This is a genomic window from Candidatus Methylacidiphilales bacterium, from assembly GCA_025056655.1.
Classification (GTDB): domain Bacteria; phylum Verrucomicrobiota; class Verrucomicrobiia; order Methylacidiphilales; family JANWVL01; genus JANWVL01.
Window position 1 is genome coordinate 23,270 of the sequence record JANWVL010000132.1, and the last position, 16,167, is coordinate 39,436.

Annotated in this window: 18 protein-coding genes and 3 tRNA genes; 13 read left to right on the forward strand and 8 right to left on the reverse strand. The window is 49.8% G+C overall.

Annotated elements, in window-relative coordinates; translation table 11 throughout:
- Positions 1 to 8 precede the first annotated feature (8 nt).
- The 10 genes from NZM04_08465 (at position 9) to sufT (ending at position 7,078) form a co-directional block, all read left to right on the forward strand.
- Entirely contained in the window at positions 9 to 902 is an 894-nt protein-coding gene (locus NZM04_08465) for a bifunctional 5,10-methylenetetrahydrofolate dehydrogenase/5,10-methenyltetrahydrofolate cyclohydrolase (GenBank protein ID MCS7064056.1), read from the forward strand.
- Positions 899 to 2,038 (forward strand): tRNA 2-thiouridine(34) synthase MnmA, encoded by a 1,140-nt coding sequence (gene mnmA, locus NZM04_08470; GenBank protein ID MCS7064057.1) that lies wholly within the window; start codon positions 899 to 901, stop codon positions 2,036 to 2,038. Before NZM04_08465 ends, mnmA begins: the two co-directional genes overlap by 4 nt.
- Positions 2,039 to 2,077: 39 nt before the next feature.
- Complete coding sequence (locus tag NZM04_08475) at positions 2,078 to 2,458, forward strand: NADH-quinone oxidoreductase subunit A (GenBank protein ID MCS7064058.1); 381 nt, start codon at positions 2,078 to 2,080, stop codon at positions 2,456 to 2,458.
- Positions 2,459 to 2,467: 9 nt separating this feature from the next.
- A complete protein-coding gene (locus NZM04_08480; GenBank protein MCS7064059.1) occupies positions 2,468 to 2,818 on the forward strand; it encodes a DUF423 domain-containing protein in 351 nt (116 codons plus the stop codon).
- A gap of 4 nt (positions 2,819 to 2,822) precedes the next feature.
- Positions 2,823 to 3,248 carry a secondary thiamine-phosphate synthase enzyme YjbQ gene (locus tag NZM04_08485; protein MCS7064060.1) on the forward strand — a complete coding sequence of 142 codons (426 nt, stop codon included), beginning with the start codon at positions 2,823 to 2,825 and terminating at the stop codon, positions 3,246 to 3,248.
- Between the two features lie 57 nt (positions 3,249 to 3,305).
- On the forward strand, positions 3,306 to 4,301 hold the full coding sequence (locus NZM04_08490) for a hypothetical protein (protein ID MCS7064061.1): 996 nt from the start codon (positions 3,306 to 3,308) through the stop codon (positions 4,299 to 4,301).
- 80 nt (positions 4,302 to 4,381) lie between these two features.
- Positions 4,382 to 4,457 (forward strand) — tRNA-Gln (locus NZM04_08495).
- Between the two features lie 83 nt (positions 4,458 to 4,540).
- Positions 4,541 to 5,128 (forward strand): fumarate hydratase C-terminal domain-containing protein, encoded by a 588-nt coding sequence (locus NZM04_08500; protein ID MCS7064062.1) that lies wholly within the window; start codon positions 4,541 to 4,543, stop codon positions 5,126 to 5,128.
- Between the two features lie 82 nt (positions 5,129 to 5,210).
- Positions 5,211 to 6,521 carry a Fe-S cluster assembly protein SufD gene (gene sufD / locus NZM04_08505; GenBank protein MCS7064063.1) on the forward strand — a complete coding sequence of 437 codons (1,311 nt, stop codon included), beginning with the start codon at positions 5,211 to 5,213 and terminating at the stop codon, positions 6,519 to 6,521.
- A gap of 5 nt (positions 6,522 to 6,526) precedes the next feature.
- The gene (gene sufT / locus NZM04_08510; protein ID MCS7064064.1) at positions 6,527 to 7,078 is read left to right on the forward strand and encodes a putative Fe-S cluster assembly protein SufT; all 552 of its coding nucleotides are present in this window, start codon (positions 6,527 to 6,529) and stop codon (positions 7,076 to 7,078) included.
- 47 nt (positions 7,079 to 7,125) lie between these two features.
- On the opposite strand, the gene NZM04_08515 is transcribed toward sufT, so the two are convergent.
- The 4 genes from NZM04_08515 to NZM04_08530 are packed head-to-tail and all read right to left on the reverse strand — an operon-like array spanning position 7,126 to position 12,434.
- Positions 7,126 to 8,709 carry a DUF1957 domain-containing protein gene (locus NZM04_08515; protein ID MCS7064065.1) on the reverse strand — a complete coding sequence of 528 codons (1,584 nt, stop codon included), beginning with the start codon at positions 8,707 to 8,709 and terminating at the stop codon, positions 7,126 to 7,128.
- A 59-nt stretch (positions 8,710 to 8,768) separates the two neighbouring features.
- Positions 8,769 to 11,156 (reverse strand): tetratricopeptide repeat protein, encoded by a 2,388-nt coding sequence (locus NZM04_08520; GenBank protein ID MCS7064066.1) that lies wholly within the window; start codon positions 11,154 to 11,156, stop codon positions 8,769 to 8,771.
- Positions 11,157 to 11,186: 30 nt separating this feature from the next.
- The gene (locus tag NZM04_08525; protein ID MCS7064067.1) at positions 11,187 to 11,609 is read right to left on the reverse strand and encodes a biopolymer transporter ExbD; all 423 of its coding nucleotides are present in this window, start codon (positions 11,607 to 11,609) and stop codon (positions 11,187 to 11,189) included.
- Between the two features lie 27 nt (positions 11,610 to 11,636).
- On the reverse strand, positions 11,637 to 12,434 hold the full coding sequence (locus tag NZM04_08530) for a MotA/TolQ/ExbB proton channel family protein (protein ID MCS7064068.1): 798 nt from the start codon (positions 12,432 to 12,434) through the stop codon (positions 11,637 to 11,639).
- A gap of 42 nt (positions 12,435 to 12,476) precedes the next feature.
- On the opposite strand from NZM04_08530, the gene NZM04_08535 reads away from it, so the two are divergent.
- A complete protein-coding gene (locus NZM04_08535) occupies positions 12,477 to 13,070 on the forward strand; it encodes a nucleoside monophosphate kinase (GenBank protein ID MCS7064069.1) in 594 nt (197 codons plus the stop codon).
- Positions 13,071 to 13,085: 15 nt separating this feature from the next.
- Positions 13,086 to 13,919, forward strand: coding sequence for a pyrroline-5-carboxylate reductase (proC, locus tag NZM04_08540; GenBank protein ID MCS7064070.1), 834 nt, complete (start codon positions 13,086 to 13,088; stop codon positions 13,917 to 13,919).
- 2 nt (positions 13,920 to 13,921) lie between these two features.
- Here the strand turns inward: proC and NZM04_08545 are convergent.
- Positions 13,922 to 14,011, reverse strand: a tRNA-Ser gene (locus NZM04_08545).
- 146 nt (positions 14,012 to 14,157) lie between these two features.
- Here NZM04_08545 and NZM04_08550 point away from each other — a divergent pair.
- A complete protein-coding gene (locus NZM04_08550; protein ID MCS7064071.1) occupies positions 14,158 to 14,724 on the forward strand; it encodes an HD domain-containing protein in 567 nt (188 codons plus the stop codon).
- 10 nt (positions 14,725 to 14,734) lie between these two features.
- On the opposite strand, the gene NZM04_08555 is transcribed toward NZM04_08550, so the two are convergent.
- The 3 genes from NZM04_08555 to NZM04_08565 form a co-directional block, all read right to left on the reverse strand.
- Positions 14,735 to 14,807: transfer RNA gene (locus tag NZM04_08555), tRNA-Glu, on the reverse strand.
- Between the two features lie 62 nt (positions 14,808 to 14,869).
- Positions 14,870 to 15,718, reverse strand: coding sequence for a class I SAM-dependent methyltransferase (locus NZM04_08560; GenBank protein ID MCS7064072.1), 849 nt, complete (start codon positions 15,716 to 15,718; stop codon positions 14,870 to 14,872).
- Positions 15,719 to 15,774: 56 nt separating this feature from the next.
- Positions 15,775 to 16,167: dihydrofolate reductase family protein (locus tag NZM04_08565; protein ID MCS7064073.1), on the reverse strand; the 393-nt coding region annotated here is incomplete at its 5' end.

The window sequence follows — 16,167 nt, forward strand, 5'->3', positions numbered from 1 at the left end:
CTCAGAGCATGGGTTTACCTTTGATTTTAGATGGGCGGAGGGTTGCCTCCGAGGTTGAGGCTGAATTAGCAGTGCGCCTAGCGAAACTTCGCGCACGTCATGTTGTCCCTCGCCTGGTTTTCATACGTGTTGGCGATGATCCTGCATCCATCGTTTACGTTGAAATGAAGAATAAAAAGGCAGCTCTTTTGGGTATCCAAAGTGATACAGTGGTATTGCCTCAGGATACCTCTGAGGAGGCTTTAGTGGGGTTGATCGGTGAGCTCAATGCTGACTCGACCGTGCATGGCATCCTCGTTCAAGCGCCGTTGCCTCCTCCAATCCGATCTACCAGAATCTTTGCAAGTGTGGCACCTCATAAGGACGTAGATGGTTTTCACCCGATCAATATGGGAAAACTTCTTTTAGGAGACCCTACGGGGTTTCGGCCCTGCACGCCTGCCGGGATCTATGAGCTATTGGTTCGCAACGGAATCTCTACAGCAGGCCGAAGAGTGGCTATTATCGGGCGTGGAGCGATTGTGGGGAAACCTATGGCTGCAATTCTGATGCAGAAAGGCATCGACGCGACAGTGACTTTACTTCACTCGGGCAGTCGAAGTATTGATGAGCATTGTCGTCAATCTGAAATTATCATTGCTGCATTGGGACGAGCTCATTTTGTGACGAAAGATTTTGTTTCGCCGGGGGCCGTGGTCATAGATGTGGGGGTAAACCGCCAACCCGACTCCTCTTCGCCTCGAGGTTATCGCCTTGTCGGCGATGTGGATTTTGAGAATGTTGCACCGCTGTGTTCTGCCATAACACCTAATCCCGGAGGCGTGGGTCCAATGACTATTGCCATGTTGATGGCCAATGTGGTCTGCGCGGCCGAGAAAGCGACCGATAAATCTACGGTATGAGCGTCTCATCAAAACCTCGTGTTCTTCTTGGCATGTCTGGCGGTGTGGATTCCTCTGTGGCCGCTTATTTGCTAAAGAAGGCAGGCTATGATGTGATCGGCATCACGCTAAAAATATGGCCGCAGGATTGTCTTACCCGAGCTGAAGATAAATGCTGCGGTCCACAAGCGGTCGCTGACGCGCGAATGGTGGCTCATGCCTTGGACATTCCTCATTATGTTCTCGATGAAGCTGAGAGCTTTTCGAGGATGGTGATTGATTATTTTACCGAAGAATATCGCCAAGGACGCACACCGATTCCGTGCGTGCTCTGTAATGAAAAACTTAAATTCGGCAAGCTGCGGACGACTGCGGCCTCTCTAGGGGCAGAATATATCGCCACCGGACACTACGCACGAGTGGAGCACTTCAATGACGGTCGCCCTTCCGTTCTCCGTCGTGCCATCGATCGCCGCAAAGACCAGTCTTACTTTCTTTTTAGTCTGTCTCCAGACCAGCTCCGGAAGATTCTCTTTCCTATTGGCCACCTCAATAAAAACGAAGTCCGTGAGATTGCCCAATCGCTTGGTCTAAAAGTTTACGACAAAGAGGAGAGCCAGGAAATTTGCTTTGTGCCGAATAATGACTACCTGGCCTTCCTCAAAAGCCATTACCAGACCCATCATTTACAATTCAAAACTGGCGGCATTTATCATCGAGATGGTCGTTATTTAGGTGAACACACCGGTATCGAAAACTATACCATCGGCCAGCGTCGAGGCTTGCCGGGTGGACAAGGACAACCCCTTTACGTCATTCATATTGATGCCGAGCAGCATCGAATCATAGTCGGCCCGGAGTCAGATTTAATGCGCCAAGATTGTCTTTTGCAGCGAGTCAACTGGCTACAATCACCTCCATCGCCTGATGAGAACTTAGAGGTGAAACTTCGCCACAATGCACCGCCCGTCCGTGCGCGAGTTCATCAGTTGCCCGACAACCAAGCGCGTTTGGTCTTCGACGAGCCACAGTCTGGAATCGCTCCAGGACAGGCCGCCGTCTTTTTTCGTGACGACCTTGTCATCGGTGGAGGATGGGTTACGCAGCAAGATAAAGCAACTTCTCTGGAGGTAGTTGCAGATGCAGCGATAAAATAATTGCTCCGCAAGCCAGATTAATTCATATATTCCAATTTTATGCAGCTTGAAAATTATCTGCCGATTTTTCTCCAAGTAGTGATTGCGGTCATCTTTGCGGCTGGGGCTTTGATCACCTCAGTCCTCATAGGCCAAAAAGGCCGAAGAAGCCCCCTCAAAGATACCCCCTACGAATGCGGGAAACCAGCCATCGGAGTCACCAATCCGCGATTTTCCGTTAAATTCTACATGATCGCGATGCTCTTTATTCTTTTTGATATTGAGACGGTTTTCATTTTGACCTGGGGGCTCATTTACCGAGAAGCGGTTTTACAAGGGCTAGGAGTTCTTTGGGGTATGATCAGTTTTATAATTATCCTGTTGATCGCTTTTCTTTACGCATACAAACGACGCGTCTTTGAGTGGGTTAAAGAATCTTAAACTCAGTCTATGACCACACGTCTGGCTGGTGTTTTAGGTTTTCTGGGGGTGATATTAGGTGCATGGGGGGCTCACGGTTTGCGATCGCATCTTACCCAACTCGGCACACTCCATTACTGGGAGACAGCCGTGTTATATCACCTTATCCATGCAGTAGCGCTCTTAACGATTGGCATGCAGGGAAAATTTCGAGCTCGCGTTGCGCGTGTAGCTTTCTTTCTGGGGGTGCTTATTTTCAGCGGAAGCCTCTACTTACTTGCGATAACGGGATGGAAGTGGCTGGGTGCGATCACGCCGATAGGAGGCTTGATGTTTGTGCTCGGCTGGGGGTCTCTCCTCTTCACGCGCTCTGAATACTAGGGCTATGGCTTGGGTTCATTATGCTGAGATGATCGAGGTCGCAACCCAGGGGCGCGGCACATATGAAATCACAGATACAGTGCGGCGGCATTGCGCTGCTTCAAAGGTCAGGGAGGGTCAATGTGTGATCTTCGTCCAACATACTAGCGCAAGCCTGGTGATCTACGAAAACGCAGACCCTACAGCTCGCTGCGACCTACATGCATTCATGGACCAGCTCGTGCCGGATCGTGGTCACTATCAACACGACTTAGAAGGCCCTGATGATGCTACCAGCCATCTTAAAATGGCTCTCACGCGCACTTCTGAGGCCATCCCGATAGTGAATCAGCGACTTGCCCTTGGCACATGGCAAGGAATTTTTCTTTTTGAACATCGTGATACTCCTCACCGCCGTCGCCTTGTCATTTCGATTCTTGGCATTGCATGAAGACAAGTGGAAAATGGCGCTTGTCTGCCTTCCCTTGGTGATTAGCTTGATAATAAGATGCGTCACGGTTCAGCATTATTTAATTTTGCAATCCTGATTTTTTTAGGTGCGACTCAGACCGCCTTCGCACAAATTGAACTCGCTGCTCGACTCGAGCGCACACTCTTCCTTCTCTACGAGCCAATCCACGCTGAAGTAAGCGTCACTAACAAAGCAGGCTACGATTTAGTCCTCGATGGCAGCGGGTTGCGGCCGTGGCTTTCATTTATCATTCTCCGTCCTGACAACTCTTCGGTCCGTCCAGATCAAAGTTTTGAGTTTTCTCCCGTCGAATTAGCTGCTGGAGAGACGCGCACTTTTAGAGTTAATATCACCCCACTTTATGCCATACGCGACACAGGCTCGTATCGTTTGAAGGCTGTTGTGTCCGTCGGAGGCGTCGAATTCGTCACTCAACCAATCGAATTTTCCATAGCTAATGGACACACCATATGGAAAGAAAAACGGCCTGTGGAAGGCTCAGAGCGCACGTATTCCCTTATCCGTTTCAACTATAACATGGAGGCGACCGGCCTTTATCTCCGTGTCGAAGATGAAAAAGAAAACGTGGTTTACGTCACTCATCCGATCGGTGAGATTGTGGATTTCACAGCTCCCCGGACTGCTTTTGATGAACAAGGCCGCTTGCACATACTCCACGTCATTGGCAGAGGTCTTCATCGCTATACAGTCGCTTCTCCTGTCGGAGCAATTCTAAACCGTGATGAGTATCAAAGTGTTGGAGATTTCTCTCCATCGCTAGTTAAATTAAAAGACGGCTCTGTGAACGTCCTTGGAGCTAGACCTCGCCCTCCCAATCGACGCGAACGCCTCTCGGAAGCTCAATTGCTCTTGGCTGAATCGTCTGCCTCTGAACCATCCGGGGAATTTTCCAAGGATAAAATAGCCACTAAAGAGCTGCCTGCGACAACAGCGTCGGCAGATGATTCTCCTAAACAAAGGAGACAACAAGCTGTGCGAGATACAGCCTTGCCGGAAGGCGGTTTATTTTGAGGTGTCGGGTTGATTTTTTGATCTTCCCTTTTCGGAATCTTGACCAAATCCGAAACCAACGTATTTTTCTATTGTCTCACTGCCGTGTGGTGCAATTGGTAGCACACCTGACTCTGGATCAGGGTGTTCTTGGTTCGAGTCCAAGCGCGGCAGCCATACGTCTCATCTCGTGGGTGTCTACTTGACCAATGACCTCACATTATGCTGAAGTGTCAAAGCAAAGCTAACATACATCACTGATGAATCATTCCCTCACTACTCCGTTGACGGCAGAAGCCGTAGCAGCGCTTCATGTAGGAGACCAAGTCTCTCTCTCAGGTGTAATCTATACAGGGCGTGACGCCGTTCATAAATACCTCTACAAAGGTGGGCAGCTCCCAGAAGGTTTGGATTGGCGAGGCGCGGCTCTCTATCATTGTGGCCCGGTGATGCTGCCTCAAGATGACGGCACCTATCGCTGCATCGCAGCGGGCCCTACGACTTCCAGCCGTGAAGAGCCGTATCAATGGAAGATCATCCGGGACTTTGGGATTCGCGCAGTGATTGGCAAAGGCGGAATGGGCGAACGCACAGTGCAAGCCTGCCGAGAACACGGTTGCGTCTATCTTCATGCTATCGGAGGAGCTGCACAAGTCTATGCCGAGACGGTTAAAAGAGTGCGAAATGTATATTTCCTTGAAAAATTCGGCTCTCCTGAAGCGATCTGGGAACTTGAAGTCGAGGGATTTATCGCCACGGTGACGATAGATTCTCACGGACAATCTCTCCATCAAAAAGTGTGGGAAGCTTCAAGCAAACAGCTTGAAGCCCTGTATCGTGCAGTGTGATGATTGAGAGATTCGACTTTACTCGAGCCGCTTGCGTCACACGAGTTTGCTTGTAACTTGGGGAGCCTGATTCTTCAAAAGTATGGATTCCAACATATACCCGCAAGTCATCCGTGATTTTCTGCCCGACTCAAATGCTCCTGAGTGGTGGGAGAGTGCGAGAAAGAAAGCATGGGAGCGATATCAATCCAGCCCTATGCCAACGATGAAAAACGAGCAGTGGCGATTTACGGATATTCGCAAGATCAATTTGGAAAGTTACTGTCTAGATGTTCCGTTTAGCAATGAAGATGTGTCGAGATGCCTGCGATTTATTGAGGAGCTTTCGCTTCCCTACCTAGCAGCAGCTCGATTGGTTTTTTTGAATGATCGCTTGATTGATTACACACGCTCCGTGGGGTCTCAGGGTCTGATTTGTATGCCGTTAAGTGAAGCTATTAAGGAGCGTCCTGATCTTGTGCAATCAAGTTTTGAAGATGATCGAGCCTCGCTCGGCTCCCAAAAATTCCTATATTTGCAGCAGGCACAAGGCAAATCTGGGGCTGTTGTGATTTTTCCACGCGGCCTCATTCTTGAAGAGCCGATAGAAATACATCATTTTCTTACAGAAGATTATGCTTCATGTTTCCCGCGGCTTTTGGTGATAGCGGAGGAGCAATCGCAAGGAGAGATCGTTGAATTTTGCCATGGACTAAGTCGAGATCAAGGTGGGCTTTGTGTTGGCAGGAGTGAATTGATATTGAAACCGGGAGCTAATTTGCGACTGATACGAACGCAAAATTGGGGTGAAAAAGCGCAATCTTACTACGTCAATGCCTCCCTTCTCGAACGTGATGCGGCACTTGTTACGTTTATATTGAATTTGGGTTCTGCCTACGCTCGCACGGAGTCTAAATCTCGTCTTGTGGGCAGTGGAGCGCGCTCAGATATGTTGTCGCTTTCGGTTGCTCATGGTGTGCAAGAATATGATCAACGCACGTATCAAGATCACATAGCCGCTCACACCACCAGTGATTTGCTTTATAAAAATGCCTTGTGTGATGGATCTCGAACGATTTTTTCTGGGATGATCCGTGTGGAGCCTGAGGCTCAGCACACCGATGCTTATCAATCCAATCGCAATCTTTTGCTTTCGGAAGAAGCAGAGGCGAATTCGCTTCCGGGACTAGAAATTCAGGCGAACGAAGTCCGTTGCACGCACGGCGCAACCACTGGACAGATCGATCCTGAGCAACTTTTCTATCTGTTGTCGCGCGGGTTGTCCTTAAAGGTCGCTCGAAAACTTTTTATTTTTGGCTTCTTCCAGGACGTCTTTGACCGTGTCGGGGATCCGAAACTTGTTGGCTTTCTGACTCAAATGATCGAGGATAAGCTCAAATCTGATATTGATTGAATCGTATGCCTACGGAGTTAGTAAAACTTATTCGAGATTGCCCAGCGATTCGTATTCCGACAGGAGAACCCTTTACTCTTGCCGCTGGAACGGAGGGATACATTACTCAAAGACTCGGCGACACCATCACGCTTGCCTTTTCTGGGGGACTAGCTCGTGTGGAGGCAAAGGATGCTGATGCTCTGGGATTAAAAGTTTCAAAAGAGGAACAAAGAAGCTCTTCTGGGGAAGGGCCTACTGAACCTCCTACACAGGAAGCGCTGCTTAAAGCCCTGAAGAATGTCTATGACCCGGAGATCCCTGTCAACATAGTGGATCTAGGCTTAGTCTATTCAGCAGAGATTTTTCCGGTTGGAGAAGACCGTTACCGTGCGGAGATCAAGATGACGCTTACAGCACCAGGATGCGGGATGGGGCCAGTGATTTCGGCGGATGTTCAGAAACGGGCTTTGAGCGTCCCCGGTATTGTAGAGGCGAACGTGGAGTTGGTCTGGGATCCTCCGTGGAACCAAAGTATGATGTCGGAACTCGGCAAGATGCAGCTCGGTCTGATCTAGCCAGCCTTCTAGCCTGGCTGGGTGGGTGTAGGGCGTGGAGCGACGAGTTAGATGTAGTAACGCCAGTTGATATTTGGGAAGATATTATCGCGCCACTCGCAGTTGCTGAGAAAATCGGTGTCGATTGAGTTATTCTTGATCTGCTCGTAGAGTCGGTTGAATCGAAGGATGTGATCTTTGGTGCGTTTGATGGCGTAGGGGACCATGGTGCCAGTCTTCATGATGAAAGCCCAGTCTGAAGACTGCGCTAGGAGCAGCTCTCGAGCTGCTTGTTTCATGGCGCGTTCCGTCAAGCCGTAGCAATCGCGGAATTGATTGGCTAGCTCGATCATGCGCTTGGCTGCTTGATGCAAGTGAGGATAGATCCAGTCGTTTGAGCCTTCGAGCCAGACTTCCCAGTAACCTTTATTCCCCCACGAGGAGGCGGAAGGTTGAGCGAGCTGCTGTGTCGGGTATCTCTGTAGATATTCGGAGGGGGTGATGGTTTTGAAAATGTTTTGATCGTAGGCTACTTTACGGAGGAGAAAATTCAGGAAATCAGGACCTTCAAACCACCAGTGACCGAATAGCTCGGCATCGTAAGGCGCGACGACTATGGGGCGGATACCTAGTGTGCGATGTAGGTGCTCGATTTGTCTTTCGCGATTAAACATGAAGTTGCCTGCGTGGATGGCAGCTTTTTCTCTGGCTGCTCGTGGGCGGTAAGGCTCTTTGTGCTGAGTGCGACCTGTGATGCGATAATATTTTAGGCCGGTGAATTTTCGAAGGCCGTTTGATTGTATGTATGGTTTGATGTAATCATAGTCGAGGTCATAGCCGACATCTCGATAAAATTCGCGATAGTCGAAATCGCCGGGATAGCCCTCCTCTGCGCTCCATACTTGTTTGGAAGATTCGATGTCGCGGCCGAAAGCTGCAGGACCTGTGCGGGTGTAAAGAGGCGCGTAGACGCCGAAGCGTGGTTGAGGGTCAGCAAGCATGATTCCGTGGGAGTCGAGGATGAACCATCGGATGTTTGCCTCTTGCAGAAACTTATCTACGCCTGGGACGTAAGCGCATTCTGGGAGCCAGATTCCTCGTGGGTCGCGGCCGAAGCATTCGCGATAGTGATCGCGAGCGATCAGGATTTGGGCGCGAACGGCTTGTGGATAATCCATCATGAGGGGCAGATAGCCGTGTGTGGCGCCGCAGGTGATGATTTCGAGTTTGCCGGCGTCTTGGAATTTGCGGAAAGCTGCGACCAGATTGCGGTGATATTTATCGCAGAAGACCCAGCGGCAGTTTTCGAGGCGGTCTTTATAGAACCAAGCGAGCTCGTGGAAGGCGGGGTCGTGTTTTGTGCGCTCGATTTCTTTGTAGCAGAGCTCGATGAGTTTGTTGAGGTGGCGAATGTAGCGTTCTTGTAAGAGTCCGTCCATGAGCATGGAGCAGAGTGGGGGGGTCAAGGACATGGTGAGGCGGAAATCGACTCCATCGTTGAGGAGGCCATCCATCATGTTGATGAGAGGGATGTAGGTCTCGGTGATGGCTTCGTAGAGCCAGTCTTCTTCGAGGAATTCGTCGTATTCGGGATGTCTTACGAATGGGAGGTGGGCATGGAGGACGAGTGCGAGGTAGCCTTGTGGTTCCATATTTAGAGGGTCTATTTACTGGAGGGATGTTGAAACAAAAGCATTATTTTTCGGCGAAGTTAAGAATTGGGCGGGCGGTAATCGGGGTAGCGGGTTCGCAAGCGTAGCCGCCATTCGGCAGCGGATTTGACATCGCCAGCTTTTTCGAAGGATTGAGCAGCGCGGTATAAGATGAGAGGGGTGAGTGTGGCGTCGGAATGTAGGTAGCTTAGTGTAGCGAAGGCGCGGGCTGCTTCGGCATAGTTTTGGCGTGAGTAGTGGATTTCTGCGAGCCAGTATTGAGCTTGGAGGTTGTATTCGCCTTCGGGTTCTTGTTTGAGGATTTGCTCGGCGATGGCGGCGGCTCGGTCGAAGTTGGCTGTGTGGTAGAGGGTGCGGAGTTGTGCGAGGAGGTATTCGGAGGTGCGAGCTTGGTCGGGGCGGAGGCGTGCGAAGCGTTCAAGGTGGGTGAGTGCATCGCGCCAGGAGTGGAGCTCGATATTGATTTTGGCTAGTTGCCATGTGGTGGCGGCGATTTCGTCTTCTTTGGTGCAGGTGGCAAGGAATTGTTCCAGGAAATTTTTTGCATTGGGATAGTCTTTACGTTGGTAGGCTTTATCGCCGAGCCAGTAGTAGGTGGCGGGAGTTATGGGGGGTAGATCGGGGTTATTTTTTTTGAGCTCGGTGTAGTGGGAGAGGTGTTGGATTGCGGCCTCGGCGTTGTCGGTGATTTGGGCTAGGGCGAGGAGTTGGTAGGTGGCGCGTGCGTCCCAGGTTTTGGGGTCGAGGGTGCGGGCTTCTTCGAGGAGGCTTGTTGCTTGCGGGTATTGTTTTTCTTGGATTGCCTTTTGTGCGAGGACGAAGGCAGCGGTGGGACGGAGTGTGGAATTTGGGTAGTCGTTGTAGAGGGTCAAGAGGGTAGCGATTTTTTCGTTTTCTTGTTTGGTAATGGAGTAGAGGGCAGCAAGTTGCTCGAGAGCTGTCTGATGGAGGGTTGAGAGAGGGGGTGCGATGGAGGTGATGCGTTTCCAGGTGTTGATGGCTTGGGTGTATCGGTTGGCTTTTTGCCAGGCGTTGGCGATGTGTTGGAGGATGGGGAGGGGGTCTGGGAGTTGGGGATTGAGGTCTAGGTATTGGGTGAGGGTTGTTGCGGCGGAGTCGTAACGTTCTGTGCGGAGGTAGGCTTCGCCGAGTTGGAGAAGGATGTTGCTGAGTGAGAGTTGAGGGGGGAGGTTGTTTTTTTGTAAGGAGAGTTGTTCCCAAAGGGGGATGGCTTCATTATATTTTTTTTGTTGTTGTAGATGAGCTGCGCGTAGGTAACGGACGCTGTAAGCTAGGGGTGAGGTTGGATATTGGCGTAGAAAAGCGGCGGTGTCGGCATCGAGTGAGTCTGGGTTTATCTGAGATCGTGCGCGTATGCGTTCAAAGGCGGCTTGAGGGGCGATGGGATGTGTGGGGAATTTTTCGAGTAGAGTATCAAGGACTGAAATGGCCTCGGTGGGTGAATTGATGGCCATGTAGGATTGGGCTACTTTTTTTAGGACGTCTGGCAGCATGGACTCAGGAAGAGTCTGGCTGTGAGGGAGGTATAGGGCGATGGCCTCAGCAGGCTGGTTAAGATCAGCGTAGAGCTGGATCAGGGCTGCACGGATGAGGGGGGTGGCTGGTGATGTGGGGGCGAGGTCTAATGCTTGACGAAGGGAGGCAAGCGCAGCAGGTAGGTTTTTCAGTTTCCATTGTAGGAAGCCAGCTCGGGCATGGGCTTTGGAAAGAATTTGTGTGTCGTTTGGTGGGGCCTCAGAGATGAGTTTTTGCCATATTTCGAGGGCGGCTTCAGGTTGGTTGAGTTTTTCGTTGTAGTCTGCGAGGACCTCTAGGGCTGCGGTTTTGAAAGGGGATTGGCTGGGGATGTTGATGAGTTCTTCGAGGAGCGGAAGGGCTTGGGAGGTCTGATTTTGTTTGAGGTAAGCTTGGGCAAGGGCGAGAGTGGTGGTGTGGTGGGTATCTGGAGGAAGATTAGGCCTCTGCCTGAGGTCGATGAGGGTTTTGATTGCTTCTTGTGTCTGGGCAGTGGCGATTTGGAGTTGTGCTATTCGGAGGTAGGTGGGGATGGAGTAGATGCCGTCGGGGTATTTTTCTAGGGAATATTTAAAGGCAGAGAGAGCGTCGTTAGGGCGGTTCAGTAGGCGGTAGCATTCGGCTATGCGATAGAGGACTTCTTCTATTTTTGAGAATGATGGAAATTGCCGCGAGAGAGCGATGTATTCTTGTAGGGCTGCAGGGTATTGTCCTTCACGAAAGAGTTTTTGGGCTTTTTCAAATTGTTCGAGAGCAGGGTTGTGGAGAGTTATTTCTTGGAGGGGTGAGGATGTGGGTGTGGTGGGTGGAGGTGATTGTGAGTGAGCAGGTAAGGATAAGCAGGGGAGTGCTGTGATAGCAAGGAGGCAGGTTTTTACCAACCAGGGCATGATGTAAGGGGAAGGATGTTGTCGCTTATTTTATGAGGCGGGTTGTTTGATCGTTGGAAAAGCGATGTTCCAAAGACCGATGCCTTGGCAGAGGTCAATCACGCTGACGACGTGTTTGTAAGGCGTATTTTCATCGGCACGTATAATCACGGTTTGGTCAGGATATTGGCGGTAAACACCGAGAAGTATCTCACGGAGCTCGGAGAGAGAGAGTTCACGGCGGTTTAAGACAATTTTACCGTCTTGATGAATATTGACAATCACTTCACCTGGCAGACGTTTTGGTTCTTTGCCTTCTTTAGCAAGGGGGACTTTGACGTTTAGATCGGCTTCGTAATTGGAGGCGATATTCCATGTAAGAAGAAAAAAGGTCAGAAGGAAGAGGATGACGTCAATCATTGGTGCAAGTTGCATCCCGATGGGATCAGTATGAGTGCGACGTCGAAAATTCATGATTTTTGAATAGGCAAGGTATGGAGGTTATTTTTGCGATGCTGACAAGCCGTGAATTATGCGCGTGGTGGTGCCTTCAAGGTAGGAGGTGAGGTGATTGACTCTGCCTCGAAAGTAAGAAAAGGCTGCCATTGCAATTAGGCCAACCATCAAACCACTTGCAGTAGCTACCAGAGCTTGTGAGATGCCCCCTGCGAGGTAAGTTGTACGAAGAGTTGACTCGCTTGCTGCAACTACGTTTCCGAAGGCTCGTAGGATGCCGACTACGGTGCCCAATAATCCGAGAAGAGGTGCGAGCACTCCTAAATCGTAGAGATAAGTTATGCGTTGGGTCATATGAGCAGTGATTCGCGATCCTTCGGTCTCTGCTATAGCCTCAATCGATGCCATTTCACACTTTGGAAATTTGTAAGCGAACTTTAAAACTGCATCTAGAATGCGAGCTACTGCCTCAGGGCGCTCCGCTACATAAGAGGCAAGTCCCGAGAGATCTTGCTTGGAAATATAGTTGTCTATTCTCCTAAGCAGATCGGGAGTAGCTATGGATTGTTTACGAAGCGATATAAAAAAGTGCACAATTAGGTAAACGACTATTAGTGAGACAATCGCCAGAGGAATCATTGGCCATTCACCCGATTTGACCAGATCCCAAAGGGTGGGATTTGATTCGCCTTTTGCTGTAGGGATGGGCATAGCTTCTAGGGCGGCTGTGTTTAACGGGGACGTTGGGGGTTGGGGCGGTGCGGCAGGTGCAGGCGCAACAGTCTGTGCTGTGGTGTTAATAACAAGAATTGATGCAAGGATTATGAGTAAAAATATTCGCACGGGCGCAGCTTTTGTGAGTTGGCTTTTGAACATGGGCAGACTATGGTGAGACTCTCGATGAAATTCAAGACTATACTACTTTTCGGAGCACCCGGATCGGGTAAGGGCACCTTAGGAAAAATCATCGGAACGATTCCCGGTTTTTTTCACAGTGCATGCGGAGATGTCTTCCGTTCCTTGAATCTCAACTCACGCACAGGACGCATCTTCATGGAGTATTCGAGCAAAGGCCAACTGGTTCCCGATGCTATCACCATCGAGGTGTGGACTAACTTCATTAAGAACATGGTGGCTTTGGAACGATACAAACCAGACCTCGATTATCTTGTGCTTGACGGCATCCCGCGAAATATCCGCCAGGCGGAAATGTTGCAGGAGATGCTTCAGGTGGATTATTTATTTCATTTGGTATGTCCCGATCGGAATTTAATTTATGAGCGCTTACGCCGGAGAGCCTTGAAAGAAAATCGTTTCGATGATGCCTCTGATGAAATTATTGCACAGCGTCTGGCCACTTACGAGAAAGAATCCAAGCCCGTGCTCGATTTTTATCCTCGCGAAGTTCGTTATGACATCGACGCAACGCAGTGGCCTTATCAGGTTTTGCGGGACATTCTTTGCAAAATAAAACGTTAATCCATCCTCTTTTATATGGCAATAGGTCTCATCGGCGCAGGCAAAATGGGCACAGCTTTGGCAAAAAACATCACCGCGGCTTTGCCTGATCAACCCCTTCTTGTCGCGGAACCCAACGACGCGGCATGGCAACATTTTGCAAATACCCTTTCCTCTCCCTCGCACATTCAGCGTGTAGATTGCATCCATGATCTGGTATCAAGAGTCCACACGATCATTCTTGCGGTCAAACCTCAACACATTCCCGACGTTCTGACTGTGATTGGCCGTCTTACACAACCCACACGCGTCATTTCTATCGCTGCTGGTGTTACCATTAGACGCATCGCCTCCAGTCTCGGGGAGCAAGCTCGAATCATCCGTGTGATGCCCAACACTCCCTTGCTCATCGGCGAAGGTTTCTCAGCCTTCACCCTAGCCTCTAACTGCCTCCCGGAAGACGAAATTTTTGTTAATCGCATCTTCTCAAATTCGCCTCGCATCTTTGCAGGACTTGGCTCTATCGCGCGTCCAGTAGAAGAGGAAAAACTGGATGCCATCACTGCAGTGAGCGGGAGTGGTCCTGCATACGTCTTTCATTTTGTCCATGCCTGGATTCAAGAGGCAGAGAATCTTGGATTAACTCCAGAGCTTGCTCGAGAAGCCGTTCTCCACACGATCCACGGCGCTCTCGCTATGATGCGCGAGCACCCTGAGCGTCCTCCTCTACAGCTTGCACGGGATGTAAAAAGCCCTGGTGGCACGACAGAAGCCGCTTGCAGAGTCCTGGAGGAGAAAAATTGGGAGAATATCTTCCGTCAAGCCATTCGTGCCGCTGAAGAGCGCTCCCAACAACTCAGCTCAAATTAAAATGGCGGACGAGGTAGGATTCGAACCCACGTTACCCTTTCGGGTAAAGCTGATTTCAAGTCAGCCGCATTCGACCACTCTGCCACTCGTCCGTGTGTCTATAATATATCTTAACTCTTCGAATTCATGAATCAATTATAAAACGCTGCCAAAAACATAGCTGTTTTTCTCTCAAGCCTTTACCGCAATGCACACCTCCGAGCTACATAGAAAACTTCTCTACAATGCTACTCAGCTCATGAACACTTGGGAAATTGAGCCAGCCCACGTTTTGCATGTCGCTCAACTCGCAGTGAAGCTTGCGCATTTCTGGCGAGCCTACCAGCCTGTTGCACCCGATGAAATAAGCATACTCGAGGCTGCAGCTCTCCTCCACGATATTGGCTGGGCTCAGACTGCAGATCGCGACGGCAAAGGACACCACAAAATTTCGGAACGCATGATCCTTGAAGCAAATTGGGACCATGATCTTGCTCCTTACGTGCCAGTAGTGGCAGCTGTTGCGCGTTATCATCGCAAACGCGGCCCTAAAGACACCGATCTTGCCTACTCGCAGCTCTCGCCCCAGTCGAAGCAAACAGTCTATCGTATGGCCAGCCTTCTACGTCTGGCTGATGCACTCGACCGTATGCATCAACAAATTTGGGATATTATCAACCTTGAACCTGTATCCTCTCACTCAGTTTGCGTATGGGTGCAAGCTCGCCAAAAAACCTCTATTCGCGAGGTTGAATCAGCATGGCAGAAAAAATCCGATCTCGCTCGTGAAGTCTGGAACTGCGATTGGGTTTTGCGCCAAGTCTAAATTTGCAGGGCAGTCCCAACGGGATTCGAACCCGTGCGCCAGCCTTGAGAGGGCTGTGTCCTAACCAGCTAGACGATGGGACCTCGAGCGTTAAACCAACTTATGGTGCCACCTGAGATTTACCAAGACCAAAATAATTTCACAACTACTGATTTGCTTCTGTGAGCCAAAACTTATATTGCGGACGAGACGTCTTTTGACTCACCACGCACTGAAAGGGACGAAATGGTGGATACAGATAGATCAGACTCCCCAAGATTTTTTTAATTGGCGTTTGCCTTCTCTCATCAGCATAAACGTGAAACGATCTATGGATCACTTTGTAGCCTGTGATTTCTAAAAGCTCGCGAAGCTCATCCGAAGAATATTCCCTCCAATGCAATCCCACAATCATGTTATCCTCCGGATCGAGTTGGCTTAAAAATTCTCTGATGGGGTGATGAATGGAACGTCCCAGCAAAAAGCGGACCCGATTGGTCAATTTCACGAGGTTAGGAGTGCCAAGATATAATAAGCCTTCTGGCTTGATCGTGCGGTTTATTTCGAGCAGGGGCGGGATAGGATTGAAATTCAAATGCTCAATCACCTCGCACATGATCACTCCATCAAAGCTTTCGTCCGGATAAGGAAGAGAAGCGCTTCGAAGATTTATGCCGGAATAAGGAATCTTCCGCCGCTCATACACTGCGCGCAACCTCGGCGCGTTATGAAATTCAGGAATGTCACAAGAGTGAATGCAGTAACCTAGTTCCTGCAGCGCGATTGAGACCACCCCTAGGTAAGAACCAATTTCAAGCAGGCTTGCCCGACGATTTGAGAAGAACGTCAGCACATCACTCACCGTGCGAATGTAAGAAGCTCTTAAAAATTTGAGATAATTCGTCTCCCCCTCATGATGGCCCTTGCCAAAAATATCTACTGGGCTTTTGAAGTAAGACTCCAGGACAGCGTCAACCACACGTTTCGCCTCTGAAAGGCAGGAATTATAAGGCATGAGCGAAGATTCCTTTTTCTAGAGAAAGAAGCAAGTAAGTTTTTTTAATCCGCCTTTCAACATAAGCTTGACCGAATTGATAGCGAAAAGAAGTCACTCCCTACGCGGCGATACAATCGTGGAGTGAAATCGTTCAATCCAACTTCGCGAAATGTCCATGGAGGAATTGTTCCATCAGACCCTAGGATTTTAGGAGCAAGGTAACAGTGTATCTCATTCACTATGCCTGCTTCGAATGCTGAGGCCAAAGTCTTAGGTCCCCCCTCGATAATCAAATGCATCACCTCGCGCTTTCCTAGGTCGCAGAGAATTTCAGTCCATGATTGTCCTTGGTAAATGATCGGGCGCGGCTCTTGTTCTGGACGAAGTAACCATGCGTCTTTAGGAAGATTACCGGAGTGAGTCAAAATGATCGGAATCAAAGGACGTTTCGAGCGATGAGTCGAAGG

Coding starts and splice junctions, on each gene's coding strand:
- NZM04_08500 (MCS7064062.1), top strand. CDS start 4,541: ATGAATCATTCCCTCACTACTCCGTTGACGGCAGAAGCCGTAGCAGCG.
- proC (MCS7064070.1), top strand. CDS start 13,086: ATGGCAATAGGTCTCATCGGCGCAGGCAAAATGGGCACAGCTTTGGCA.
- sufT (MCS7064064.1), top strand. CDS start 6,527: ATGCCTACGGAGTTAGTAAAACTTATTCGAGATTGCCCAGCGATTCGT.
- NZM04_08535 (MCS7064069.1), top strand. CDS start 12,477: ATGGTGAGACTCTCGATGAAATTCAAGACTATACTACTTTTCGGAGCA.
- NZM04_08465 (MCS7064056.1), top strand. CDS start 9: ATGGGTTTACCTTTGATTTTAGATGGGCGGAGGGTTGCCTCCGAGGTT.
- NZM04_08485 (MCS7064060.1), top strand. CDS start 2,823: ATGGCTTGGGTTCATTATGCTGAGATGATCGAGGTCGCAACCCAGGGG.
- sufD (MCS7064063.1), top strand. CDS start 5,211: ATGGATTCCAACATATACCCGCAAGTCATCCGTGATTTTCTGCCCGAC.
- NZM04_08515 (MCS7064065.1), bottom strand. CDS start 8,709: ATGGAACCACAAGGCTACCTCGCACTCGTCCTCCATGCCCACCTCCCA.
- NZM04_08560 (MCS7064072.1), bottom strand. CDS start 15,718: ATGCCTTATAATTCCTGCCTTTCAGAGGCGAAACGTGTGGTTGACGCT.
- mnmA (MCS7064057.1), top strand. CDS start 899: ATGAGCGTCTCATCAAAACCTCGTGTTCTTCTTGGCATGTCTGGCGGT.
- NZM04_08475 (MCS7064058.1), top strand. CDS start 2,078: ATGCAGCTTGAAAATTATCTGCCGATTTTTCTCCAAGTAGTGATTGCG.
- NZM04_08480 (MCS7064059.1), top strand. CDS start 2,468: ATGACCACACGTCTGGCTGGTGTTTTAGGTTTTCTGGGGGTGATATTA.
- NZM04_08550 (MCS7064071.1), top strand. CDS start 14,158: ATGAACACTTGGGAAATTGAGCCAGCCCACGTTTTGCATGTCGCTCAA.
- NZM04_08520 (MCS7064066.1), bottom strand. CDS start 11,156: ATGCCCTGGTTGGTAAAAACCTGCCTCCTTGCTATCACAGCACTCCCC.
- NZM04_08490 (MCS7064061.1), top strand. CDS start 3,306: ATGCGTCACGGTTCAGCATTATTTAATTTTGCAATCCTGATTTTTTTA.
- NZM04_08525 (MCS7064067.1), bottom strand. CDS start 11,609: ATGAATTTTCGACGTCGCACTCATACTGATCCCATCGGGATGCAACTT.